This is a genomic window from Microbacterium sp. 13-71-7 (assembly GCF_002257455.1).
Classification (GTDB): domain Bacteria; phylum Actinomycetota; class Actinomycetes; order Actinomycetales; family Microbacteriaceae; genus Microbacterium.
Window position 1 is genome coordinate 1 of the sequence record NZ_NCKN01000040.1, and the last position, 22,985, is coordinate 22,985.

General features: G+C 70.7%; 26 protein-coding genes and 1 tRNA gene. 8 read left to right on the forward strand and 19 right to left on the reverse strand.

Features of this window, described 5'->3' with window-relative positions; genetic code table 11:
- Positions 1–167: 167 nt before the first annotated feature.
- From B7X32_RS05910 to B7X32_RS05955, 10 genes are all read right to left on the reverse strand, one after another.
- The gene (locus tag B7X32_RS05910; RefSeq protein WP_292717482.1) at positions 168–1,010 is read right to left on the reverse strand and encodes a hypothetical protein; all 843 of its coding nucleotides are present in this window, start codon (positions 1,008–1,010) and stop codon (positions 168–170) included.
- Between the two features lie 92 nt (positions 1,011–1,102).
- Positions 1,103–1,771: a hypothetical protein gene (locus tag B7X32_RS05915; RefSeq protein ID WP_292717485.1), complete on the reverse strand. Its 669-nt coding sequence runs from the start codon at positions 1,769–1,771 to the stop codon at positions 1,103–1,105.
- A gap of 75 nt (positions 1,772–1,846) precedes the next feature.
- Positions 1,847–2,302, reverse strand: a complete 456-nt coding sequence (locus B7X32_RS05920; protein ID WP_292717488.1) for a hypothetical protein — start codon at positions 2,300–2,302, stop codon at positions 1,847–1,849.
- Positions 2,299–2,733: a TadE family protein gene (locus B7X32_RS05925; RefSeq protein WP_292717491.1), complete on the reverse strand. Its 435-nt coding sequence runs from the start codon at positions 2,731–2,733 to the stop codon at positions 2,299–2,301. Before B7X32_RS05925 ends, B7X32_RS05920 begins: the two co-directional genes overlap by 4 nt.
- Before the next feature lie 31 nt (positions 2,734–2,764).
- On the reverse strand, positions 2,765–3,163 hold the full coding sequence (locus B7X32_RS05930) for a TadE family protein (protein ID WP_292717552.1): 399 nt from the start codon (positions 3,161–3,163) through the stop codon (positions 2,765–2,767).
- A gap of 24 nt (positions 3,164–3,187) precedes the next feature.
- Positions 3,188–3,385, reverse strand: a complete 198-nt coding sequence (locus tag B7X32_RS05935; protein ID WP_292717494.1) for a hypothetical protein — start codon at positions 3,383–3,385, stop codon at positions 3,188–3,190.
- Positions 3,386–3,424: 39 nt separating this feature from the next.
- Complete coding sequence (locus B7X32_RS05940; RefSeq protein ID WP_292717497.1) at positions 3,425–4,351, reverse strand: type II secretion system F family protein; 927 nt, start codon at positions 4,349–4,351, stop codon at positions 3,425–3,427.
- Positions 4,348–5,202 carry a type II secretion system F family protein gene (locus tag B7X32_RS05945; protein ID WP_292717500.1) on the reverse strand — a complete coding sequence of 285 codons (855 nt, stop codon included), beginning with the start codon at positions 5,200–5,202 and terminating at the stop codon, positions 4,348–4,350. Before B7X32_RS05945 ends, B7X32_RS05940 begins: the two co-directional genes overlap by 4 nt.
- Positions 5,199–6,374, reverse strand: coding sequence for an ATPase, T2SS/T4P/T4SS family (locus B7X32_RS05950; protein ID WP_292717503.1), 1,176 nt, complete (start codon positions 6,372–6,374; stop codon positions 5,199–5,201). Before B7X32_RS05950 ends, B7X32_RS05945 begins: the two co-directional genes overlap by 4 nt.
- A gap of 78 nt (positions 6,375–6,452) precedes the next feature.
- On the reverse strand, positions 6,453–6,902 hold the full coding sequence (locus B7X32_RS05955; RefSeq protein WP_292717506.1) for a MarR family transcriptional regulator: 450 nt from the start codon (positions 6,900–6,902) through the stop codon (positions 6,453–6,455).
- 110 nt (positions 6,903–7,012) lie between these two features.
- On the opposite strand from B7X32_RS05955, the gene B7X32_RS05960 reads away from it, so the two are divergent.
- Both B7X32_RS05960 and B7X32_RS05965 read left to right on the forward strand, forming a co-directional pair.
- Complete coding sequence (locus tag B7X32_RS05960; protein ID WP_292717509.1) at positions 7,013–8,218, forward strand: MFS transporter; 1,206 nt, start codon at positions 7,013–7,015, stop codon at positions 8,216–8,218.
- 40 nt (positions 8,219–8,258) lie between these two features.
- Complete coding sequence (locus B7X32_RS05965) at positions 8,259–9,083, forward strand: aldo/keto reductase (protein WP_292717512.1); 825 nt, start codon at positions 8,259–8,261, stop codon at positions 9,081–9,083.
- A 54-nt stretch (positions 9,084–9,137) separates the two neighbouring features.
- On the opposite strand, the gene B7X32_RS05970 is transcribed toward B7X32_RS05965, so the two are convergent.
- Positions 9,138–9,219 (reverse strand) — tRNA-Leu (locus B7X32_RS05970).
- 139 nt (positions 9,220–9,358) lie between these two features.
- Here B7X32_RS05970 and B7X32_RS05975 point away from each other — a divergent pair.
- Positions 9,359–10,045, forward strand: a complete 687-nt coding sequence (locus B7X32_RS05975; RefSeq protein ID WP_292717515.1) for a VTT domain-containing protein — start codon at positions 9,359–9,361, stop codon at positions 10,043–10,045.
- A gap of 7 nt (positions 10,046–10,052) precedes the next feature.
- On the opposite strand, the gene B7X32_RS05980 is transcribed toward B7X32_RS05975, so the two are convergent.
- A complete protein-coding gene (locus B7X32_RS05980; RefSeq protein ID WP_292717518.1) occupies positions 10,053–10,889 on the reverse strand; it encodes a Ku protein in 837 nt (278 codons plus the stop codon).
- Positions 10,890–10,950: 61 nt separating this feature from the next.
- On the opposite strand from B7X32_RS05980, the gene ligD reads away from it, so the two are divergent.
- Positions 10,951–12,972 (forward strand): non-homologous end-joining DNA ligase, encoded by a 2,022-nt coding sequence (gene ligD / locus B7X32_RS05985; RefSeq protein WP_292717521.1) that lies wholly within the window; start codon positions 10,951–10,953, stop codon positions 12,970–12,972.
- Positions 12,973–12,992: 20 nt separating this feature from the next.
- On the opposite strand, the gene B7X32_RS05990 is transcribed toward ligD, so the two are convergent.
- Positions 12,993–13,925, reverse strand: coding sequence for a cation diffusion facilitator family transporter (locus tag B7X32_RS05990; protein WP_292717523.1), 933 nt, complete (start codon positions 13,923–13,925; stop codon positions 12,993–12,995).
- 135 nt (positions 13,926–14,060) lie between these two features.
- Here B7X32_RS05990 and B7X32_RS05995 point away from each other — a divergent pair, with 135 nt between their 5' ends.
- Positions 14,061–15,017 carry an arsenic resistance protein gene (locus B7X32_RS05995; RefSeq protein ID WP_292717526.1) on the forward strand — a complete coding sequence of 319 codons (957 nt, stop codon included), beginning with the start codon at positions 14,061–14,063 and terminating at the stop codon, positions 15,015–15,017.
- A gap of 18 nt (positions 15,018–15,035) precedes the next feature.
- On the opposite strand, the gene rdgB is transcribed toward B7X32_RS05995, so the two are convergent.
- From rdgB to murI, 3 genes are read right to left on the reverse strand one after another with little or no spacing between them, the layout of a single operon-like run.
- The gene (gene rdgB / locus B7X32_RS06000) at positions 15,036–15,626 is read right to left on the reverse strand and encodes an RdgB/HAM1 family non-canonical purine NTP pyrophosphatase (RefSeq protein WP_292717529.1); all 591 of its coding nucleotides are present in this window, start codon (positions 15,624–15,626) and stop codon (positions 15,036–15,038) included.
- Positions 15,626–16,384: a ribonuclease PH gene (rph, locus tag B7X32_RS06005; protein ID WP_292717532.1), complete on the reverse strand. Its 759-nt coding sequence runs from the start codon at positions 16,382–16,384 to the stop codon at positions 15,626–15,628. The genes rdgB and rph overlap by 1 nt, the downstream gene beginning before the upstream one ends.
- The gene (murI, locus tag B7X32_RS06010; RefSeq protein ID WP_292717535.1) at positions 16,381–17,214 is read right to left on the reverse strand and encodes a glutamate racemase; all 834 of its coding nucleotides are present in this window, start codon (positions 17,212–17,214) and stop codon (positions 16,381–16,383) included. Before murI ends, rph begins: the two co-directional genes overlap by 4 nt.
- Positions 17,215–17,283: 69 nt before the next feature.
- Between murI and B7X32_RS06015 the strand changes: the two genes are divergently transcribed.
- Positions 17,284–18,606, forward strand: coding sequence for a nicotinate phosphoribosyltransferase (locus tag B7X32_RS06015; protein WP_292717538.1), 1,323 nt, complete (start codon positions 17,284–17,286; stop codon positions 18,604–18,606).
- 93 nt (positions 18,607–18,699) lie between these two features.
- Here B7X32_RS06015 and B7X32_RS06020 read toward each other — a convergent pair whose 3' ends face one another.
- Genes B7X32_RS06020 through B7X32_RS06030 form a run of 3 tightly spaced genes read right to left on the reverse strand, consistent with a single transcriptional unit; the run spans position 18,700 to position 21,371 of the window.
- Positions 18,700–18,966 (reverse strand): DUF3039 domain-containing protein, encoded by a 267-nt coding sequence (locus tag B7X32_RS06020; protein WP_045272272.1) that lies wholly within the window; start codon positions 18,964–18,966, stop codon positions 18,700–18,702.
- Positions 18,967–19,020: 54 nt separating this feature from the next.
- Entirely contained in the window at positions 19,021–20,559 is a 1,539-nt protein-coding gene (locus tag B7X32_RS06025) for a hypothetical protein (protein ID WP_292717543.1), read from the reverse strand.
- A gap of 5 nt (positions 20,560–20,564) precedes the next feature.
- On the reverse strand, positions 20,565–21,371 hold the full coding sequence (locus tag B7X32_RS06030; protein WP_292717555.1) for an ABC transporter ATP-binding protein: 807 nt from the start codon (positions 21,369–21,371) through the stop codon (positions 20,565–20,567).
- A 271-nt stretch (positions 21,372–21,642) separates the two neighbouring features.
- Between B7X32_RS06030 and B7X32_RS06035 the strand changes: the two genes are divergently transcribed.
- Together B7X32_RS06035 and B7X32_RS06040 are read left to right on the forward strand one after the other, a co-directional pair.
- Entirely contained in the window at positions 21,643–22,419 is a 777-nt protein-coding gene (locus B7X32_RS06035; protein WP_292717546.1) for a hypothetical protein, read from the forward strand.
- A 185-nt stretch (positions 22,420–22,604) separates the two neighbouring features.
- A partial coding sequence (locus B7X32_RS06040) for an NTP transferase domain-containing protein (protein WP_292717549.1) occupies positions 22,605–22,985 on the forward strand: 381 nt, incomplete at its 3' end.

Sequence of the window (22,985 nt, forward strand, 5' to 3'; positions counted from 1 at the left end):
GCCGCGGCGGCCCACGGCCTGAGCGTCTGTGCTCACGCCCAGATGCGGGCGGCGCTGCCGGAGGTCTCCATGGAGATCTGATTCGCGGTGGTGAGACGACGGGTGGTGTCGGCGAGGGCGAGGAGCGTGACCGTCTCGGCGACCGCATCGTGCCGGATCCGGGCCCCTCATCGCGGCTCGGAGAGCACCGCGGCGAGGTCGAGCTCACGGCGGGTGAGAATACCGGAAACCCGTCCGGTGCGGTAGTACTCGTCGAAGATCACGGCGGCCTCATCCGCCGTGAACACCTCGTTCGCGAACACTCGCACGGCACGGTCCGTGCTGATCGGGACCGTCGTCGTCGGCTCGACCGGCTGATCGGGGTGCCCCAGCGTGCACAACCGCTGTGCGCCGTCCGGCCCCGGATACCCGAGCTCGATGCTCAACGCCTCCGCAGATCCCCCGGCCTGGATGTAGTCGCCCACATCTGCGCGAAGATCGTCCGGATCCGTCATCCGCCAGATCGAATACGTGAACCGGCGCTTCCCATCCGCCTGATTCAAAATCGTCCGCAAATGATCGGCGACGGGTTCCTCATCCCCCGTGAGGTACTGGAACTCGCCCCCGTTGAAACTCTCCGCATGCGACCACAACAACGGCACCGCCGCCGTGTCCGCCGGGTCCTCCTCCCGCAACTGATACGGCTGCGCGACCTGATCCGTCAGGTAGTACGTGTAGAAGATCGCAGCGGCCTCATCGACCTCGAACACCTCGTTCGGGAACACCCGCACCGCCGTCCGATCACCCGTGCGGACCTCCACCCGCGCCCCCTGATACACCCCCGGCCGTGCCACTGTGAACGCCCGGATCACCCCATCCTCGCCACGCAACGTCACCACGACCACCATCGCCCGCGCCGACCCCGACGCCCGAATGAACTGATCGGCGATGCGGCTCATGCGACCTCTCGGATCCGTCATCCTCCAGATCGAGTACTCGAACCGCTCACGGGCGTCGAGATGACTCAGCATGAGTCGGAAGTTGTCAGAGATTGGGCGAAACGCGTCTGTGACATGACCGAACAATCCCCGAGGCATGTGCTCCGCGTGAGTTCTCTCCACCATCAGGGCACCCTCACTACGACGACTTCTCGGATCACGATATCTTTCCCGTCCAACTTCGCATGCGCTGGAGTGCCGCTGTTGACCATCTCGTCGAACTCGCGCTGAGTGTTCGATGGTGCATAGTACTTATCGAATGCCGAGCCGGACTTGACTTCGATTCCTGTGTAGGTGCCATCCGAATTCTCCACCAACCCGTCATAGAGACGGCCGTTCTGGGGTGCCTGGTCGAGCTTCGCGACGACATCCTTTCGTACGACCTCCACGTCTTTGCCCTTCTCGTAGTCTTTAAGACATTGCTCCTGCTTGTCGAGCCAAGGCTTCTTCTCCTGACCAGTGGCCCAGTGGCCCCAGTCATCGCGTCCGTTGCCCGTATCGAAGCCGTGGTTGTCGTGCGACTTCGCATACCAGCGTCCGGCGGCGTCGCCGATCATCGCCCCGCCCGTACCGACCAGAGTCCCTGCCTCGACCAGAGCAGGAACACCCGCCACGGCACCCGCCCCCGTGATCGTCAGCCCGCCCCCACCCGCGCCCAGCACGACACCACCGACCACGGTCGCAACCCCACCCAGGAGCTCCAACAGGATGTCCGGATGCTCCCACAACGTCTTCGACGCCGTGCTGAGGAAGTCGACCAAAGACTCGAACGGCCGCACCACGACCAGCTCCACGTATACCTGGCTCAGCTTCGTGTTCCACGCGTCCCGCGCCTCCGCCGCCGTCAACGGCGGTCTCCGCGACCGGCGTCACTCCAGCGCCGTGCGACTCGTACCGGTGGACTGGATCATGACCATCGACGGCACGAGTTCGCTGAGCAGCGGCGGCGACCACGTCGCGCGCACGATGACCCGCGCCGAGCGCCCGTCGGGGCTGCCCGCCGAGACCAGCTCTGCGCCGTCGTCGATGATCCCGATCACCGCGCTCGCCTGATCCGCGATCTCCGCGTCGTCGAGCTCCGCGCTGACCGCATCCCCCTCGACCCGCAGGCGGAAGCCGTCGGCTCCGGCGAGCGCCGCCGCGTCCGCCACGGAGTCGAGCCGCTTCTGCGCGATGTACAGATCGGTCGCGCACACGCAGATGTAGATCACGGCGATCGCGAGCACGGCATACCCCAGGACGAGGGGCATCGTGCTGCCACGGTCGTCGTCGGACAGCCACTCGAGACCGTCTCTGCGCGGCGCCCTGGTCCGCGCCGACCTCATCCGGCTGTCCAAGTGCGCGAGACCTTGTACGCCGAGGACGCCTGCACCCGCACGCTGCTCACACGGTCCAGGCCGAACACCGGCGGCACGAACGGCAGGGTGACCTCTGCGGTGACGGTGACCACGACCGTGGCGCCGGCAGACGGACACTCGACAGCCGCCGATGTGCAGCGGATGTCGACATCGATCGTGGCCGGATCCATCCCGTACTCCTCGATCGCGGAACGCACGGCGGCGTCCGCCCGGGCCGTGGCGTCAGCGACGCCCTTCGCCGCACTCATGGTGCGCGCCGTATGCCGCGCCGCGGACTCGACTCCCAGCATCTGCCCCTGGATCGCACCGAGAGCGAGCACGAGGTACACCAGCGGCACGAGAAGGATCACGCCGAGCCCGATGAACTCCAACGCCGCGGACCCGGCCTCGTCGGGCACCGCGCGAACGGATGCATGACGCACGCCAGGGTCAGCCGGCTTCGGCGAGCGACTCGACAGGAGCACGACCGGTCACCTCCAGCCCCGATGGCACCCCGAGCAGTCCGATGAGGGGCAGGGTCGTGCGCACGGTGACCTCCATGGTCGGCGCGCCGAGCGCGGTCGTCTCGCGCACGGTCACGTTCTGCGCGTAGTCGGCTCCCACGGCGCGACTGATCACGAGAGCGGTGCGCCGCACGCCCTCCTCCGGCTCGGTGTCGGCGAGGGCTGCGACGTGCGCGCCTTCGACCGCCGCGTCGTGGACGACGTTGCGCACGTAGACGGCCAGGGCGAACTGCAGCACACCGAGCGTGAGCGCGGTCAGTAACGCCCCGACGAGGACGAACTCGACCGGGCTGGATCCTCGGTCGTCGACGCGTCCGTGACTCAGCTCCGCCACGGGAGACATCGTCGGTCAGAGTCCGCTCACGCGTGCGATCGCCTGCTCGAACAGGTTCGTGAGCGCCGGTCCGGCGACGGCCCAGATCAACACGACGAGTCCCGCCGTCATCAACGTGATCAGGACCCAGCCCGGTACGTCTCCGCGCTCCGGATCATCGCGCGCATCGGAGCAAGGCGGAGCGGGGCGGAGGAGGAGGCGATCTGCGGACATGAGGGGTTCCCTTCGAGGAGGTGGAAGACGAGGACGGTCTCAGCCGATACCGAGCCGCAGGATGAAGACACCCGGGAACACGGCGAAGAGCACGCTGAGCGGGAGGATCAGGAACACGAGCGGGAGCAGCATCAGGATCTCCTTACGACCGGCCTGCTCGATGAGGTCCCGTTTGGTCTCCTCCCGCGCATCCGACGCCTGCGCCTGCAGCACTGCAGCCAGCGGTGCCCCGCGCTCGAGAGCGGCGACGATCTGGTCTGCCGAGCGAGTCAGCGGCGGGACTTGAAGTCGCTGTGCGCACTCGCTCAGCGCATCCGCGAGCGAGGAGCCGGTGTTGACCGCGAGGATCACGCCGCGCAGCTCCGCACTCAGCTCGCCGGATCCTGACCGGGCTACGCGGCGGAGCGCATCGGGAAGCCCCTCCCCCGCGGACAGGCACAACGCGAGGAACTCCAGCACCGTCGGAAGCTCCTCCGTGAGACGGCGGACGCGGGCCTTCGCGCGGACGCCGAGCAGCGCGTCGCAGCCGACTGCGGCGGTGACCGCGGTCACCATTGGGAGGAGCACGGCCGGAACCGACGGTCGACCGATCAGCACCAAGACGACCGTCGCACCGGCCCCCGCTCCGAGCCCGGACAGCACCCACACCAGCTGTCGACTGCGGAAAGCAACGGATCCCCCGGGCAACCCGGCCTGACTCATCCGCCGTGCGACGCCCGCGTCTCCGCCGCCGAACAGCCCGAACGTCCCGGCGATCCGCGCCGCCCAGGATCCCCCTGAGGGCATCCGCCAGGGCCGCCGCGCGGTCGGATCCGCGAGGTCGGCGACGTCACGGACGTGCGGCGCGATCCGCGTGCTGAGGTCGGCCCAGCGCCAGCGAGGGAAGGCCGCGAGCGTGAGCAGCAACCCCGTGGACAGCAGACCGCCGAGCAGCACGGAGACCGCGACGTCCGACACGGAGGTCACCGGAACCACCGCCGCGGTTCCGGAAGGCGGCCGATGCGCAGCATGATCCGGAAGGCGACGACAGACACCGCGGCACCGCCGAGGATGAGTGCGACGCCTTCGGGGCTCGTATACGCCTCGGCTCCCTCGGGACGCAGCAGAAGCAGGGTGAGGATCACCCACGGTGCGATCGCGCCGAGCAGGGCCGCACTGCGGATCCACGACTGCCGCGCCTCCACCTCGGCGCGCAGAGCGGCCTCCGCGCGCACGGAACCGGACAGCGCGCGCAGGACCGTCGTGAGTTCGGTGCCGCCGACCTCCCGCGCCATGCGCAGCGTCTCCACGATCCGGTCCCCGACGGGATCCGCGAGCGCCTCCTTGAGCTGCGCCGCCGCCGCATCGAACCGGCCCGTCGCATGCTGATCGCGCGCGAACGCCGCGAATGCGGGGCGCAGCGCAGCAGGAGCCGCCTCTTCCAGCGCGGCGACGGCATCGGGCAGCGGCATCCCCACCCTGATCGAGGCGATCAGCAGGTCGCAGACGTCGGGCCACAGCCCGCGCCGCAGCCGGAGCAGCCTGTGGCGCCGAGCGCGCAGGAAGACCACCGGCATCGCCGCACCCGCGAGCGCCAGCACCAGCGCGAAGGCCGGCGTCCCGGTCATCAGCCATGCTGCTGCCCCGGCCACGAGTCCTCCCGCCACGACGCTCACCGCGAGCACGCGCGCATCCGACCGGAACCCGGCTTCACGGAGCAACCGGGTCGCAGCGCCCCCACGCGGGGCGTGCGCGGTGCGTTCCGTCGCCGGCCACAGCCACGGAGACGTCGCGAGGACGATCCCCGCGGCGAGCAGCGCGCCCAGCAGCAGGGTCACGCGACGCCCTTGCGGCGGAACATGCTCGAAGCGGCATACGAGGGCGGCTCCGCGGAGACGACGCGGTGCGTGATGCGCCCGTCGGCGTCGACGTCGAGCGGCTCGATCACCTCGGCGATGCGCCGGGTGACGTCGTGCTCCCGGCGGCAGTGCACGACGAGGTCCACGGCCGCGGCGAGCGCCGGCGCGATGAACGTCCGGTCGATGTTGCGCCCCGCGAGAAGGGGCAGCATCGTGAGCTTGTCGAGCGCGTCCGCGGCGGAGTTCGCATGCACGGTGGCCGCACCGGGGACGCCGGTGTTGAGCGCGAGCACCAGGTCGAGGGCTTCGGCATCGCGCACCTCACCGACCACGAGCCGGTCAGGCCGCATCCGCAGCGCCTCCTTCACGAGGCGCCGCAGCGTGATCTCCCCCGTGCCCTCGAGGCTCGCCTGCCGGCCCTGCAGGGCCACGAGGTCCGGCGCCTGCACGCCCAGTTCGAACGTCTCCTCGACCGTGATCACGCGCTGCTCGGCGCATTCGGCGACAAGCGCGGCCAGGAGCGTGGTCTTGCCCGCATGCGTCGGCCCCGAGACGATCACGCTGCGTCCGGCGCGCATCGCGTCGGACAGCATCGCACCGACCGACGGCGGGACCATGCCTTGCGACACCAGGGACTCGAGGCTCCGGTACCGGGGCAGGAAGCGCCGGATGTTCACCGCCCAGGAACCGTGGACGACATCGGCGATCGCGACGTGGAGACGGGATCCGTCCGGCAGGGACGCATCGACGAACGGTTGCCCGATGTCGACCCGCCGCCCCGTGGAGTGCAGCATGCGTTCCACGACATCGCGCAGCTGCGCTTCGCTCAGCGTGATCGGCACGCGCTCGCTGCGACCGTCGCGAGCGATGAACACGCGCGAGGGGCCGTTGAGCCAGATCTCCTCGATCGTGTCGTCCTCGAGCAGCGGCTGCAGCGGCCCGTAACCGGCGACCCCGGCGAGGATGTCCCGCACGCAGGCCGCCTCGTCGTCGATCGTGGCGGTGCCGCGGGCGAGCGCGTGATCGTTGTGCCGGCGCACCTCGAACTGAGCGATCCTTCGCGCCTCATCGGGATGGGCGGAGGGATCCGTCCGCTCCGCGCGCAGCCGCGCACGCACCCTCTCGGTGACGGCGGCGGTGGTCGGGCTCACCCCGGCATCGTCGCAGGATCCGCGGATCCGCCTCGGAAGTTATCCACAGGCGCCGCGGCTCAGCGCCTGTGTCCCGCGTCAGCCTGCGCGCGCGACGTCGTGCAGGGCGTCCACCATCGGCAGCAACTCGGGCTGCTCCGCGGCGTCGGCGAGCACGCGCTCCAGGGTCTCGTCGTGCACCGGACGAGCGCGCTCGTACAGCTCCTGACCGCTCGGGGTCAGCTCGGTATAGATCCCGCGCCGGTCGTCCGCGCAGAGGATGCGGGTGAGCAGCCCCCTGTCCTCGAGACGGTTCACCAGCCGCGTCGTCGCGCTCGGGCTGAGCGCGGCGGCCCGAGCCAGCTGCTGCATGCGCATGTGCCAGCCGTCCTGCCGGTCCAGCGCCTCCAGCACGGTGTATTCGACCACGGAGAGTCCCGCCTCGGCCGACAGCGCGCGCTCCAGCTCGGCCTCGATCATGGCGTGCAGGGCCGCCATCGTGCGCCATCCGCGGGCGCGGATCTCGACGGCGTCGTCGGCGATGCCCATGGATCCTCCTCAAGTAGTTGTTTGCGCTTTTTAATTGCGCGTGCAAGCATTGCTTTCACAGGCGCGAAAACCCGCGTCTGCAACTATCTCACTGTACCAGGAGCTCCTCCATGCCTCTCGGCCTGATCGCCCTCGCCCTCGGCGCCTTCGGAATCGGCCTCACCGAGTTCGTCATCATGGGCCTGCTGCCCGAGGTGGCCGCCGACTTCGGCGTGACCGAGGCCGCCGCCGGCTGGCTCATCTCCGGCTACGCGCTGAGCGTCGTCGTCGGCGCGCTGTTCCTCACCGCCGCGACGACGCGCCTCCCCCGCAAGCCCGTGCTGCTCGGCCTCATCGTCCTCTTCATCATCGGCAACGCGCTCACCGCTCTCGCCCCCGGCTACGGCCTGGCGATGGTGGGCCGCATCGTCGCCGCCCTCACCCACGGCGCGTTCTTCGGGATCGGATCCGTCCTCGCCGCCTCCCTCGTGCCTGCGGCGAAGAAGGCCGGAGCGATCGCGATCATGTTCACCGGCCTCACCGCCGCGAACGTGCTCGGTGTGCCCTTCGGCACCTTCCTCGGCCAGCAGTTCGGCTGGCGGGCGACGTTCTGGGCGATCGCGATCATCGGCGTCGTCGCCTTCGCCGGGATCGCCCTGCTCGTGCCCGCGACGCACGACATCGCCCCCACCCGCCTACGCGACGAGCTCGGCGCCTTCCGCTCGGCCCAGGTGTGGCTCTCCCTCACCGTGACGGTGCTGGCCTACGGCGGCATGTTCGGCGCGTTCACCTACATCGCGTACACGCTCACCGAGGTCAGCGGCTTCGCGTCGAGCATGGTGCCGTGGCTGCTCGTGCTGTTCGGCCTCGGCCTGTTCCTCGGGAACTGGGCCGGCGGCAAGGCGGCGGACCGCTCGATCGACGCGACCCTCATCGCCTTCATCGCGGCCCTCGTCGTCGTGCTCGCGGGCTTCGCGCTCGTGGCTTCGAACGGCCCGGCGACCACCGTCGCCCTGTTCCTCATGGGCGGCTTCGGATTCGGCACCGTACCGGGGCTCCAGTCCCGGATCATGGGCTACGCCGCCTCGGCGCCGACACTCGCCTCCGGTGCGAACATCGGCGCGTTCAACGTCGGCAACGCCCTCGGCGCCTGGGCCGGTGGCGTCGGCATCGCCGCGGGGCTCGGCTACACCTCCCCCATCTGGATCGGCGCCGGGATCACCGCGCTGGCGCTCGTCGTCATGATCGCCGCGGCGCTCACCGCCCGACGAGGATCCGGGCAGCCCGCCGTCGGCCCGTCCACCAGCACGAATCCGGTTCCGGTGGCCGTGCGCTGATCCGCCTCTCCCACCCCGCAACGACAGAAAGACGAACGACATGGCCGTTCCCACCATCACGCTGAACAACGGCGTGACCATGCCCCAGCTCGGCTTCGGGGTCTTCCAGGTTCCTGACGACGAGACCACTGCGGCCGTCGCCGCCGCCCTGCAGGCCGGGTACCGCAGCATCGACACCGCGGCGATCTACGGCAACGAGCGCGGCGTCGGTCGCGCGATCGCCGAGTCCGGCATCGCCCGCGATGAGCTCTTCATCACCTCGAAGGCGTGGAACGCCGAGCAGGGCTACGACGCGACGCTGCGCGCCTATGACGCGAGCCTCGAGAAGCTGGGCATCGACGCCCTCGATCTCTACCTGATCCACTGGCCGGAGCTCGGCGACGGCGATTACGCGGGCACCTGGCGCGGGCTCGAGGCGCTCTACGCCGACGGCCGCGTGCGCGCGATCGGCGTCTCGAACTTCGAGCCCGTGCACCTCGCGCGAATCCTGGAGACCGGGTCCGTGGTCCCGGCCGTGAACCAGGTGGAACTGCACCCCGCGTTCCAGAATCGCGCGGTGATCGCCGCGAACACCGCCGCGGGCGTCGCCACGGAGGCGTGGAGCCCCCTCGCCCAGGGCGCCGTGCTGCAGGATCCGGCCGTCACGGGGATCGCCGCCCGCCACGGTCGCACTCCGGCTCAGGTGGTGCTGCGCTGGCACCTGCAGCAGGGTCGCGTGGTCATCCCGAAGTCGGTGACGCCGAGCCGCATCGCGGAGAACTTCGACGTGTTCGACTTCGACCTCGACGCCACCGAACTCGCGGCGATCGACGCGCTCGATCGCGATGGCCGCACGGGCCCGCACCCGCACGAGTTCCACGGCTGACCGATGCGCGCGTTCCCGGGGAGGCCGCGCGGCCTCCCCGGGAACGCGCCCCTGTGCGGAAGGTGGGACTCGAACCCACACGCCCGAAGGCACAGGAACCTAAATCCTGCGTGTCTACCGATTTCACCACTCCCGCGCGGCGACCTCAGTCTATGACGGACGCCTCCGGCCCCCGGCACCCTCCCAGGCGCCGCAGGTCGGGCCCGCTCTAGACTTCAGGGAAGCCGAGATCTCGGCCGTCATTCCAGCGACGACTCCACGGACGGGAACCACCTGTGCACCACGCCGCCCTCATCCCCTGGCTCGACCCGAACGTCATCATCCACGGCGCCGGCCCCTGGGCCCTGGCCGTGGTGCTGTTCATCATCTTCGCCGAGACGGGTCTGCTCATCGGGTTCCTCCTCCCTGGCGACACGCTGCTGATCATCTCGGGCCTGCTCACGAACACCAACCACGTCTTCGGGCTCGACATCTGGGCGGTCGGTCTGCTGATCGCGCTGGCGGCGTTCCTCGGCGGCGAGGTCGGCTATCTGATCGGGCACAAGGGCGGCCCCGCGGTGTTCGAGCGCAAGGAGTCCGGGCTGTTCAGCCGGAAGAACGTGGAACGCACGAATCACTTCTTCGAGCGCTTCGGCGGCCTGACGGTGATCATCGCGCGCTTCGTGCCGGTCGTGCGCACCTTCGCGCCCGTCGCGGCAGGCGTCGGACACATGCCGTGGCGGAAGTACAGCCTGTACAACCTCATCGGCGCGCTCATCTGGGGCTTCGGGCTCACCTACGTCGGCTTCCTGATCGCTTACATCCCCTGGATCGCCGACCTCGTGACCAAGTACATCGACGTGATCCTGCTGGGCGTCGTCGCGCTCACGCTCGCGGTCACCGTCTGGCACTACCTCAACGAGCGCCGCAAGGCGAAGAAGGAGTCCGCTGCGGGGATCCCGGCCGTCGAGCCGGAGGTCTGAGCAGGGCTCAGCCGGCGTCGCGGGCGGCTCCGTCCGCGTCGCCCTTGTCGGAGGCCGCGGCACGCGCGGCCTTCGACTTCTCGACGCTCGCCCGCAGCGCTTCCATGAGGTCGATGACCTCGCCGCCCTTCTCGGCCGGCGCGAACGTCTCCTCGGTCTCGAAGGCCTCGCCCTTCTCGATCTTGGCGTCGATGAGGGTGCGCAGCTCGACCTGGTACTCGTCGACGAAGGCGCTCGGATCGAAGTTGGCGGAGAAGCCGTCGACGAGCGAGGCCGACAGCTCCAGCTCCTTGTCCGAGACCGTGACCTCCTCCTGCAGCGCGGGGAAGTCGGCCTCACGGACCTCGTCGGCCCAGAGCAGGGTCTGCAGCACGAGCACGTCGCCGCGCACCCGCAGGGCCGCGAGCCGCGTCTTCTGCCGGAGCGTGAAGCGCACGATCGCCGTGCGGTCGGTGGCCTCGAGGGTCTTCCGCAGCAGCACGTAGGCCTTGGGCGACTTCGAATCCGGCTCCAGGTAGTACGCCTTGTCCAGCGTCAGCAGATCCACCTGGTCCGAAGGCACGAACTCGACGACGTCGATCTCGCGACTGCGCTCTGCCGGCAGCGACTCCAGGTCCTCCTTGGTCAGGACGACGGTCTGCGACTCGTCCTGATAGGCCCGGTCGATCTCCGAGTAGGCGACGGTCTGCCCGCAGATCTCGCACACCCTCTTGTACCGGATCCGCCCGCCGTCCGCGTCGTGCACCTGGTGCAGCGCGACGTCGTGGTCCTCCGTCGCCGAGTACACCTTGACCGGCACGTTGACCAGGCCGAAGGTGAGCGAGCCCTTCCAGATCGTCCTCATGGCACCAGTACACACCACCGGCGCTCACGACGGATACCTCCTTGCGCACTACTGTGACCACATGGCAGACGGCCCGCAGTTCGTGCGCATCGGAGAGCGGCGGCTGCGTGTGACGAACCTCGACAAGGTGGTGTACCCGGAGACGGGGACCACCAAGGGCGAGGTGATCGACTACTACGCGCGGATCGCTCCGCAGCTGCTGCCCGTCCTCGCCGGCCGCCCCGTCACGCGCAAGCGCTGGGTCGAGGGCGTCGGCACCGCGGCGGATCCGCAGGGATCCTTCTTCGCGAAGCAGCTCGAACCGGGAGCGCCGGGGTGGATCCCCCGTCAGGAGATCCCGCACTCAGGCGGCGCGAAGGACTACCCGCTCGTCGACGAGGTCGCGACGCTCGTGTGGATGGCGCAGGTCGCCGCGATCGAGCTGCACATCCCGCAGTGGCGCTTCACCCCGGACGGCGGCCGCGGCAACCCGGACCGTCTGGTGCTCGACCTCGATCCCGGCCCCGGCGTGACGCTCGCGCAGTGCGCCGAGGTCGCGCTCCTCGCCCGAGGGATCCTCAGCGGGATGGGTCTCGATGCGGTCCCTGTGACGAGCGGGAGCAAGGGGATCCACCTGTACGCGCACCTCCCGGGCGATCGCACGAGCGACGAGATCTCCGCCTTCGCGCACGCCCTCGCGCGCGCGATCGAGACGGACCGTCCGGACCTCGTGACGAGCGTCATGACGAAGACCCTCCGCGCGGGGAAGGTCTTCCTCGACTGGAGCCAGAACAACGGCAAGAAGACGACGATCGCCCCCTACTCCCTGCGCGGCCGCCCGCAGCCCTGGGTCGCCGCCCCGCGCACCTGGGCGGAGCTGGAGGACCCGGATCTTCGCCAGCTGCGGTTCGACGAGGTGCTCGAACGCGCCGGGAGCGGCCTGGATCCCTTCGCGGCGATCACTGCCTCGGTCGACACGGCCCCGCTCGACGCAGCCCGGTCCGAGGCGGCCCGGGCGGACGCGGCCCCGGCCCACGCTGCCCGGTCGAACGCGGCCCCGGCCCACGCGGACCCGGATCCCCGGTCGGACGAGCGCGAGAGCCGGCAGGCCGCGATCCGGGGGGCCGGCGGATCCCCCGTCCCCGCGTACTCCCCCATGCTGGCCGAGCACGGGACCCCCGGCACCGCCCGCGGCCTGGGGTGGGCCGAGATCAAGTGGGACGGGATCCGCGCGATCGGCACCTGGTCGGACGGCCGCTTCCGGCTGCGCGCCCGCAGCGGCACCGACATCACCGACCGCTATCCGGAGCTCACCGCGGACGGCGCGCCGGGCTTCCCGGTCGGCGAGGCCGTGGTCGACGGGGAGATCGTGGCGCTCGACGCGGCGGGACGGCCGAGCTTCCACCGCCTTCAGGACCGGATGCACCTGACCCGCGCGCGAGAGATCGAGCGCGAGGTGATCCGCACTCCCGTGCGCTACCACCTGTTCGACCTCCTGCATCTCGAGGGCCACGACCTCACCTCGCTGCCGCTGCGCGACCGCCGCGAGCTCCTGGAGCAGATCGCGGCGGACCTGCCCGCCCCGGTGCTCGTGCCGCCGGTGTTCGACGACGTCGACGCGGCCCTGGCCACGAGCGCCGCGCTCGACCTCGAAGGGGTCGTCGTGAAGGATCCCGCCTCGTCCTACGCCCCGGGCGGGCGCTCCCCGCGCTGGCTGAAGATCAAGCTCACCAGGGCGCAGGAGGTCGTGATCGTCGGAATCAGGCCGGGCAAGGGCGACCGCACCGGGCGGATCGGATCACTGCTGCTGGCGATCCCCGAACCGGAGCTGCCGTCCGGACTGCGCTACGTCGGCCGGGTGGGCACGGGCTTCACCGACCGGGTGCTGCAGGACCTCGGTGCGCGGCTGGAGGCGCTGCGCACCTCATCGCCCTCCGTCGACGGCGTCCCCGTCGCGGACGCCTCGGACGCGCTGTGGGTCGAGCCGGAGCTCGTCGGCGAGGTCGAGTTCGCGAACTGGACCGACGACGGCGTGCTGCGCCACTCCCGCTGGCGGGGCCTGCGCCCGGACAAGCGGCCGGACGAGGTCGTCGTCGAGTCCTGACCCCGCGCTCGCGCGCGGCCTCAGGCGTGCACGGCCTCGCAGTCGCCGGCGTTCCCGGCACCGCTCGCATCGGGCTCGATCTGGAAGGTGGAGTGCTCCACATCGAAGTGCTGCGCGAGGCAGGTCTGCATCTGGACGAGCAGCGCCGACGCACCCCCGTCGGCGAGCACCGCGGGCTGCACCGAGACGTGCGCGGTGAACACCGGCGCACCGCGCGTGAGCTGCCAGACGTGCACGTCGTGCACGCCGGTCACGCCGGGGTAGCCGAGCAGATGCTGGCGGATATCGCTCACCGCGGTGCCCTTGGGCGCCGATTCGGCGAGCACCGAGAACACCTCGCGCAGCAGCGCGATCGCGCGAGGGATGATCATGGCGGCGATCACGAGCGAGGCGATCGCGTCGGCGGGCATCCAGCCGGTCGTGATGATGACGATCGCCGCGACGATGACCATGGCGGATCCGATGAGATCTCCCATGACCTCGAGATACGCCCCTCGCACGTTGATGCTCTCGCGCTGTGCGGCGCTGAGCAGCCACATCGAGATCGCGTTGGTGACGAGGCCGACCGCGGCGACGACTAGCATGAGGGATCCCGCGACCTCGACCTCCCCCGGGTTGACCAGCCGAGTGATCCCCTCGAAGGCCACCCACGCGGAGAGCAGGATCAGGATGATCGCGTTGATCAGCGCCCCGAAGACCTCGGCGCGCTGATAGCCGAAGGTGCGCCGGTCATCGGCCGGGCGCGCGGCGACCGTGCTCGCGATGAGGGCGATGACGAGGGCGGAGGCATCCGTGAACATGTGCGCCGCGTCCGCGAGGAGGGCGAGGGATCCGCTGAGGATCGCACCGATGACCTGCACGATCATGATCACGGACGTGAGCGTCAGCGAGATCGCGAGCAGACGGCGGTGGCCTGCAGAGCGGATCCCCGTGGCGGGTGCGTGATCGTGCATGCTTCAAGAGTAGAGCCGGGATCCCCCGGTCGGAGGCGTTTTCGCCTAGTCGGGAATGGGGATGATTCTCACTTGCGGCGCACGTCGCAGGCGCCGGTTTCGCGTCATCGATCCGCGACCGGGCAAGCTGGAGCCGTGGAGCGGATCACGGCCTGGGCGGAGCGGCATCAGGTGGTGCTGTACCTCGCGGCGATCGCGCTCGGCGCCCTCGTGGGGATCCTCACGCCATCGGGCGGCGCCGCGCTGCGCCCGCTCGCGATGCCGGTGCTCGGCGTGCTGCTGTACGCGACGTTCCTCGGTGTGCCGTTCCGGAGCATCGCCGCATCGCTGCGCGATCTCCGCTTCCTCGGCACGGTTCTCGTGGCGGACTTCGTCGTCGTGCCGCTCGTCGTGTTCGGGCTGAGCCGGCTCGTGGCACATGATCGGGCGCTGCTCATCGGCGTCCTGCTCGTGCTGCTGACGCCGTGCGTCGACTACGTGATCGTGTTCACCGGACTCGCCGGCGGGGCGAAGGACCGCCTGCTCGCCGCCACGCCGCTGCTCATGCTCGGCCAGATGCTGCTCCTGCCCGCGTTCCTCCGGCTGTTCGCCGGACCCGACGCGGCCGCCGCGATCGAGCCCGCTCCCTTCGCCGAGGCGTTCCTGCTGCTCGTCCTGCTTCCGCTCGCCGCGGCGGCCCTCACCCAGCTCGCCGCGACGAGATTCCTCGCGGCGAGGGTCCTGCGCGGCGCGATGCTGTCGGCGATGGTGCCGCTGATGATGCTGACGCTCGCGCTGGTCGTCGCGGGGCACGCCGGATCCGTCGTCGGCGGGCTTCCGCCGCTCCTCGGCGCGGCCGGGGTCTACGTGCTCTTCGCCGCGATCGCGCTGGGCGCGGGCGCCGCGGCGGGACGGATCGCGCGGCTGGACGTGCCGGCCAGGCGCGCGGTCGCGTTCTCCGCCGTGACCCGGAACTCCCTCGTCGTGCTGCCGCTCGCGCTCGCGCTGCCACCCGGGCTCTCGCTCGCGGCCCCGGCGGTCGTGCTGCAGACCCTCGTGGAGCTGCTGGTCATGGTCGCGATGGTGCGGCTCGTGCCGCGGATGATCCGCTGAGACGGATCCGGCCCAGCCTCAGAGCTCGGCGAGAAGGGGCACCAGCGCCACGAACGCGCGGGCGCGGTGCGACTGCGCCTGCTTCTCCTCCGCCGTGAACTCGCCGACCGTGCGCTCGGCGCCGGTCTGCCCGTCCGGCAGGAACACGGGGTCGTAGCCGAAGCCGCCGTCACCGACCGCGGCGTGCGCGAGGCGGCCCGGCCACTCGCCGCGGACCGTCCACTCGCGTCCGTCCGGGAGGACGAGGGCGATGACGCTGACATAGTGCGCCGCGCGATGCGGTTCCGCGATGTCGCGCAGCTGATCCAGCAGCAGCTCCCGGTTCGCGACGTCGTCCTTCTTCTGCCCCGCCCAGTACGCGGAGAAGACCCCGGGCGAGCCGCCCAGCACGTCCACCGCGATGCCGGAGTCGTCGGCGAGCGCCGCGAGGCCGGTGTGGGATGCCGCTGCGCGCGCCTTGATGAGCGCGTTCTCCTCGAAGGTCACGCCGTCCTCGACCGGCTCCGGCCCGTCGTAGCCGACGACCTCGAGATCGGGGCGGGTGGCCGCCACGATCTGCCCGAACTCCGCGATCTTGTGCGCGTTGTGCGTCGCGAGGACGATCCTCATCACTCGGTCCCTGTGCCCGCCGCCGGGGCGAGAGCGGCGAGCTGGCGGTCGCGCAGATCGGCGCAGCCGTTCACGCCGAGCTCGAGCAGCGCGTCGAGCTCGCGCTTGTCGAAGGGCGCGCCCTCCGCGGTGCCCTGCACCTCGACGAACAGACCGCGGCCGGTGACCACGACGTTCATGTCGGTCTCCGCGCGCACGTCCTCGACGTAGGCGAGGTCGAGCATGGGCTCGCCGTCGATGATGCCGACCGAGACCGCCGCCACGGAGTCGTGGAGCACCTGCGCCTTCTGCCCGATGAACTTCTTGCGACGGCCCCACTCGATCGCGTCGGCCAGAGCGACGTACGCGCCCGTGATCGCCGCGGTGCGGGTGCCGCCGTCGGCCTGCAGGACGTCGCAGTCGATCACGATCGTGTTCTCGCCGAGCGCCTTGGTGTCGACGACCGCGCGGAGCGCGCGGCCGATCAGGCGCGAGATCTCGTGCGTGCGCCCGCCGATGCGGCCCTTCACGCTCTCCCGGTCGTTGCGCTCGTTCGTCGCCCGCGGCAGCATCGCGTACTCGGCGGTGACCCAGCCCTTGCCCTTGCCGGTGAGCCAGCGCGGCACGCCGTTCGTGAACGACGCCGTGCACAGCACCTTCGTGTTCCCGAAGCTGATCAGCGCGGATCCCTCCGCCTGGGCGCTCCACCCGCGTTCGATCGTGATGGGGCGGAGCTGGTCGACGGTGCGGCCGTCCTTGCGGATGGTGGACTCGGTCATGGGATCTCCTTGAGGTGGGGAAGGTCGATGACGCCGGTCTGCACGAGCCGGACGCCCCGCACCTCCTGGCCCATCAGGCGGTTGGCGAGAGCGGTGAAATCGTCGGCGGATGCACCGGTCGCCTCGTACACGTAGCGGGGGGTCGCGTCGGTCGGGGCGAGGAGGTCGCCGCGCACGAGCTGGCGGTAGACGTCGCCCGCGGTCTCGTCGTCGCTGGAGACGAGCGAGACGCCCTCCCCCATGACGTAGCCGATCGCGCCGCGCAGGAACGGGTAGTGCGTGCAGCCCAGTACGAGCGTGTCGACGTCGGCATCCCGCAGCGGCGCCAGGTACTCCTCGGCGACCCGGAGCACCTCCGGCGTGTCGGTGATGCCGGCCTCCACGAACTCGACGAAGCGCGGGCACGCGGCGGTGAACACCGCGAGGTTCTCGTTCACCTCGAGCATGTCCTGGTAGGCGCGGGATCCGATCGTTCCCATCGTGCCGATGACGCCGATCCGGCCGTTGCGGGTGGTCGAGATCGCCCGGCGGACGGCGGGGCCGATCACCTCGACGACAGGGACGTCGTAGCGCTCGCGCGCGTCGCGCAGCATCGCAGAGGACGCCGTGTTGCAGGCGATCACGAGCATCTTCACGCCCTGGTCGACGAGCGTGTCGAGCACCTCGAGCGAATAGCGGCGCACGTCGGCGATGGGCTTCGGCCCGTAGGGCGAGTGCGCGGTGTCGCCGATGTAGACGAACGACTCCCTGGGCAGCTGCGCCCTGATCGCCCGGGCGACGGTGAGCCCGCCGACCCCGGAGTCGAAGATCCCGATCGGCGCGTCGTTCATGATGCTCCAGCCTAGTCGGCGCACGCGTCGGCGCGCTCCGGAAGGGCCGCCGCCCGTAAGCTGATCGCCATGACCGCGTCCAGCGCCCTGAAGACCGATCGGTACGAGCTCACGATGCTGGAGGCCGCGCTGCGCGACGGCACCGCCGCGCGCGAGAGCGTGTTCGAGCTGTTCTCCCGGCGCCTGTCCGGAGGCCGGCGGTTCGGCGTCGTGGCCGGCACCGGACGGCTGCTCTCACTGCTGCGCGACTTCCGGTTCGGCGAGGACGAGCTCCGCTACCTGCGCGATGCGAAGGTCGTGGACGCCGCCACGCACCGCTACCTCGAGGGGTACCGCTTCTCCGGGACCATCCGCGGCTATCGCGAGGGAGAGCTGTACTTCCCCGGCTCCCCGATCCTCACGGTCGAGGGCACGTTCGCCGATGCCGTGATCCTGGAGACCCTGGCGCTCAGCGTGCTCAACCACGACTCCGCCGTCGCGACCGCCGCCAGCCGCATGAGCATCGCCGCCGGAGAGCGCCCGCTCGCCGAGATGGGGTCGCGCCGCGCCGCGGAGGACTCCGCGGTCGCCGCCGCCCGCGCCGCCTTCATCGCCGGGTTCGGCGCGACGAGCAACCTCGAGGCGGGCCGCACCTGGGGCATCCCCACCATGGGTACGGCCGCCCACTCCTGGACCCTCCTCCACGACAGCGAGGAGGATGCGTTCCACGCCCAGATCGACGCGCTCGGCACCGGGACCACGCTGCTCGTGGACACCTACGACATCCGGCGCGGGGTCGAGACCGCGATCCGCGTCGCCGGCACGGAGCTGGGCGGGGTGCGCATCGACTCCGGCGACCTGCCGATCATGGCCGCCGAGGTGCGCGCACAGCTCGACGAGCTCGGCGCGACCGGCACGAAGATCACCGTCACCAGCGATCTGGACGAGTACGCGATCGCCGCCCTCGCCGCCTCGCCCGTGGACGCGTACGGCGTCGGCACCTCGGTGGTCACCGGATCCGGCTACCCGACCGCGAGCATGGTCTACAAGCTCGTGGCGCGCCAGGGATCCGACGGAGGCTGGGTCGCCGTGGCCAAGGCATCGGCGGACAAGGCCTCGAAGGGCGGCCGCAAGGCGGCGTTCCGGATCCTCGCGGACGGCGTCGCCCAGTCCGAGCACGTGCTCGTCGCGGACGGCTTCGAGGACCTCGGCGTCCAGGAGCACGCGGAAGGGCGGGCGCTCCAGGTGACCCTCGTCGAGGGTGGCGAGATCGACACCGCCTACGAGGGCCCGGCCGGAACCGTCGCCGCGCGGGAGCACCACCTCAGGGTGCGCGAGGAGCTGCCGGTGCGCGCCCTCGCGCTCAGCAAGTCGGATCCTGCGATCCCGACCGTCTTCGAAGATGTCCGCTAGGGCCGACCGGTTCCCGAGCGCCCTTCGTCTCGCTGCGCTCGCTCAGGATCCGGAGCGGAGCGACGAGTCGAAGGACGAAGACGTCGCCTGAGGTCAGCCGACCATCGACTCGTAGATCTCCTTGCAGGTCGGGCAGACCGGGAACTTCTCCGGATCCCGTCCCGGAGTCCACTTCTTGCCGCACAGCGCCCGCACGGGCTTGCCGGTCAGAGCGGACTCGAGGATCTTCTCCTTCTTCACGTAATGGGAGAACCGCTCGTGGTCTCCCGGCTCCTGGAGCTCCTCGTTGAGGAGCTGCTCGAGTTCGCGATCGAGGGTGGCGACGCCACCCTGGTCCGGGGCATCCAGCGGGGTACTCATGACCGCGAGTCTAATCGCGCGCGGGCGCACCGGCGCCGCGATCACGATGATCGCTCACACCGTCTCGACGAACTCCATCAGCTGCGCACCGCGGCGCTCGAACGTCCGGCCTCCGATCTGGACGCCGAGGAACAGCACCGCGGCCCCCATCAGCACTCCGGTCCAGAGCACCGGCGCCGTGGAGACCGTGTCGTCCGCCAGCGCAGGCCAGGCCAGCAGCAGCGCCGGCAGGCTCAGCACGACGGCGCCGAGGAGCGTCCCCGCCTGACCCAGCAGGCCGCCGCGTGCGCGCTGCGGCTGCTGGAACGGGCTGTCGCCCGGACGCGAGACCGCATAGGGCGCGACGGCGGACAGGATGCTGGAGAGACCGAGCCCCGACAGCAGCAGGCTCGCGACGACGCCGATGAACAGTGGCAGGAGCGCCCACCGTCCGATCACGGCGAGCGTGAGCGGGATCGCCACGGCGAGGGTCGGCACGGCGATCAGCAGCACCGGGATGAGACGGCCGAGCCGGTCCGGCACGCCCTTCACCCCGCTCGCGACATGGATCCAGAAGGCGGTCGAGTCGTAGGCGACGTCGTTGTGCGGCAGCCAGCCGAAGAACAGCGCCATCACGACGACCGGAAGCGCCGCCGCGATCTCGAGCGGCACGCCGGCGACGAGGAGCGGGACGATCGTGAGGACGCCCGCGATCGGGACGATCACGAAGTTCATGATGTATCGGCGGTCGCGCAGCCAGTAGACGAGGCTTCGCGCGGCCACGGCGCCGAAGGCGTTCGACGGCAGCAGCGCGAACCAGCCGAGCCCCGGCCGCTCGCGCACCGCGGTCGGCCGCTCCGTCGTGCTCAGCGCCCGACGCGCGAGCGCCAGCCACCCGGCGGTGACGACGGCCGCCGTCGCCACGGCGACGAGCGCCGCGCCCCACACCGCGCCGCCGTGATCCGACAGGGCGAGGAACGGCATCGCGGCGGAGGCGCCGAGCGGTGTGAAGCCGAGCACCGCTGCGACGGTGTGCAGGACCGGCGGAACGGCCCCTGCCCACCCCAGCGAGGCGACGAACACGCACACGGGCACGGCGATGACGATCACGGCGAGCGCGAACAGCGACGTGAGCTCGCGGGAGCGCCGCTCCGGCAGCAGTCGTGCGCTCAGCGCCATCCCCACCCGTGCGGCCAGCACGGCGGTCCCGAGCGTCAGCACCCCGGAGAGCACCGCGAGCAGCCAGGGCACGCCGAACGAGATCGCGACGCTCACGACGGCGACCTGGATCACGAGCAGCGCCAGGCTCGGCACGCTCACGAAGGCGGCGAGGGTGAGGACGAGAGGAAGCCGGCGCTCGTCCACGCCGAAGACCACGAAGCGTCGCGGATCCAGCTGGTCGACGGATCCCGCCAGGATCGGCGCCACGAAGAAGCCCAGGACCACGGCGGAGCTGCCCAGCACGATGACCGTGTGGGCCGCCGCCTCGGAGGTCTGCGCGAGGCTGCGGATCGCGATGACCGCCACCGCCGTCGCCGCAGCGGTGAGCAGCAGCGCCACGACGGTGCGCACCACCCGGCTGCGGTCGCCGCGCAACGCGCCGAGCGCGAGCATGAGCCTCAGTCGGAGAACGTGTGCAACCACTCGAGACCCTCCACCTCGGCGCCGGCGCCGGACAGCTCCACGAAGCGCTGTTCGAGGGTCTGCCCCGCACGCACCTCGTCGACCGTGCCCTCGGCGAGGACCTCGCCGCCGACGATGATCGCGATCCGCGCGCACACCTGCTCGACCAGATCCATGCCATGGCTGGAGAGGATGACGGTGCCGCCGTGCGCGACGTAGGCGCGCAGGATGTCCAGGATCACTCCGGAGGACACCGGGTCCACCGACTCGAACGGCTCGTCCAGCACGAGCACCCGCGGCGAGTGGATCATGGCGCCGGCGAGCATGATCTTCTTGGTCATCCCGGCCGAGTAGTCGGAGACGACGCGGCTGAGCGCGCCGGTCAGATCGAACGCCCTCGCGAGGTCTGCGACGCGCTTCTCCACGACGTCCGCGGGAAGGCCCCGCAGCAGCCCGTAGTAGTGGAGCAGCTGCCGCCCGGTGAGCCGGTCGAAGGTGCGCAGGCGATCGGGCAGCACGCCGAGCGCCCGCTTCGCGGCGGCCGGATCGGCGGTCTGGTCGATGCCGCTGATCCGCACGGTGCCCGCGTCGGGGCGCAGCAGGCCGGCGATGATCGACAGCGTGGTGGTCTTTCCCGCACCGTTGGGACCGACGATCCCGTAGAAGGAGCCGGCGGGGACGGTCAGATCGATGTTCGCCACGGCGACGGCGTCGCCGAAGCGCTTGACGAGACCGCGGACGACGAGTGCCTGCCCGTCGCTGCCGCCAGCGGGCTCCGGCGACACGGCGGCCGCCTCTTCCACGACGTCCGACGACACGGGCGCGGCGTCGGCATCCGGAACGGCGACGGCTTCCGGAACGGCGACGGCTTCCGGAACGGCGACGGCGATCGTGGCCGCGACGGATCCGGTCTCGACGATCTCCGCCGCGACGGGCTCGACCGCAGCGGCCTCGCCCGTGGCGGGCGCCACCGCCCCCGATTCGCTGTCCACAGGAGCATCATGCCCCGTGACGGCGGGCTCTGGGGAGGGGCTTGCGCCCGACTCCTCGGCGGGCTCGACCGCGGGTTCTGCGATGACCGGCGAGTTCACGACCTCAACGACGGCCGCGGGGGCCTGCGCGGCGACGGCAGCCGGTGCCGTCCGCGCCCCCGCTGCGGTCTTCGCCCGCGGGGCGCGCTTCGTCGCCGTCGTCTTCGCCGCGGTCGTCTTCGCCGCAGCCGTCTTCGCTGCGGCCGTCTTCGAAGCGGTCGTCTTCGCCGCAGCCGTCTTCGACGCGGTCGTCTTCGACGCGGCCGTCGTCTTCGCCGTCGCGCTCTTGGCCGCCGTCGTGCGCGCACCCGTCGTGCGCTTCGGCGCGGATCCGCTCGCCTCCGTGTCCGTGACGCCCCCCGACGTCTCGGTGTCCGTGGCCGCGGTCTCGCTCTTCGCCGTCGCCGCTGCGCGCTTCGTCGTCGCGGCGGTCTTGGCGGCCCGCGGTGCGCGCGCGTCCCGCGGCGCGGCGGCCTTGACCGCGGCGACCTTGGCCGCGGACTCCTTCGCCTCCTCCGCGGCCGCCTCCGCCTTCGCGGCGCCGGCCTTCTCCGCGGCGGACTTCGCCGCCGCGGTGCGCGCCGCACTCGTCCTGGCGGCCGTGCGCTTGGCGGCTGCGGCGCGGGCGGCCGAGGCCTGGGTCTCCGCCTTCACACGCGCCGTCTGCGCGGCCGTCGTCCGAGGACTGGCGGATGCGGCACGACGGACCTTTGTGGGCGGGGAGGAGTCTTTGGGCGCGCGAGGGTCATTGGATGCTCCGGTCATGCACTTCACGGTAGCAACCGACGGCCCTGCGAACCCTGGCGACGACCCGAAGTGACGGGATCCGAAGCACCGGATGTCGCCTATGACCAACCTGGGAATGAACCGAGCAGTCGATAACGGAATGGCATCGCGCCCGCTCTGGCCATGATCCGCCCAGGGTCGATCGATAGCATGAGGACCGGCACGAGGAAGTGTCCCATCGGTGACGTAACCGTGAACACAAGTAACAGGAGCTTTTCTGTGACTCTTCAGACCATCATTCTCGCTGCCGGGATGGGCTCGCGCCTCGGGCGCTCCCTCCCGAAGCCGCTGACCGAGCTCAACGACGGGCGATCGATCATGCGGCAGCAGCACGACAACATCTACGCCGCGTTCGGCGACGACGTGCGCATCACGACGATCGTCGGCTACCGCGCCGAGACGATCATCGAGGCCTTCCCCGATGTGAACTACGTGCACAACGAGCGCTACGACGAGACCAACACCTCGAAGAGTCTGCTGCGCGGCCTGGCCGCGACCGGCCGCAAGGGCGTGCTCTGGATGAACGGCGACGTCGTGTTCGACCCGCGCATCCTCGGTCGCGCGATCTCCTTCATCGAGCGCGACCAGTCGTTCGTCACC